The 866-nt window shown below is 64.8% G+C and carries 1 protein-coding gene; it reads left to right on the top strand.

Annotation, left to right across the window (positions count from 1 at the left end; translation table 11 throughout):
- The coding region (locus QMK24_RS41350; protein ID WP_283472068.1) for a hypothetical protein at nucleotides 1-679 on the top strand (679 nt) is incomplete at its 5' end.
- Nucleotides 680-866 lie beyond the last annotated feature (187 nt).

Raw genomic sequence — 866 nt, 5'->3', positions numbered from 1 at the left:
GGCCGCCGCCCCCGACCACCCGAGATACCCCAGAAGGCATGGATCAACGACCCAGCCAAACGCCGGGAACCCACACCACAAACCTCATAGCGTCACGACCGTCTCACTGGACTTGAAATCTTCCGACCACGAGGGCGATGCCCCGGGAACGCATGTCTGGACCCGGAAGGGTGGGCCAATCGACCCGGCTACGCGCGTGGGCGGTCTCCTCGCGGCTCTTGGCGTGGGGCCAGAGGCGGTCTCGTATTCCGTGTGGGGATCCGGCACCGATCTGTCGCATGTACCCGCTGCCTGGGGACGCGGCCGGGCGAGGCCGGCGCGGTCGCGCCAGGAGTTCTACGAAAACTTCAAGAGGCGTCCGGGAATGTTCGTCGCCCGCCTCAGCTTTGAGACCGTAACCGGGTTCCTCACCGGCTACGACGTCGCGGCCGAAGGGGCCCTGCTGAATGGGTTTCAGGAGTGGCTCGCTGCCAAACTGGGTTCCGGTTGGAACCTGGTGTGGTGGGCTTTGGTCGTAGAGCTGGCCTTCCCCGACGGCCGCCCCGCCAAGCCGTGGTCGCACGAGGACGAACAGCACGCTGTCGGTGGGCTTTTCAGACTGCTCGACGAGTTCTTCGAGCATCTCGTCGGCGACCCGAAGGCCGGCAGCAGTACGTTGCCGACCCCGAAGTCTTCCTGACCTGGTATCTCACGGAAATCCGTGCAGAGCCAATCTCGGAGAGCAGATCTGTTCCACCACTGAGAGTGCGGTTCGCACTGTAATGCCGGGTTTGGTGTCGCTCGATGGGGTGGCGTTGGGGCGTCTCTGCCGGTCAGGCGTTCGGGGTTCGCTTGGGTGGCGGGATGAGTGGTCGCAATCCGTACCC

This window comes from Streptomyces sp. PH10-H1, from assembly GCF_030063355.1.
GTDB lineage: Bacteria > Actinomycetota > Actinomycetes > Streptomycetales > Streptomycetaceae > Actinacidiphila.
The sequence above is the reverse complement of the archived record's forward strand: the minus strand, read 5'-3'. Positions and strand labels throughout refer to the sequence as shown.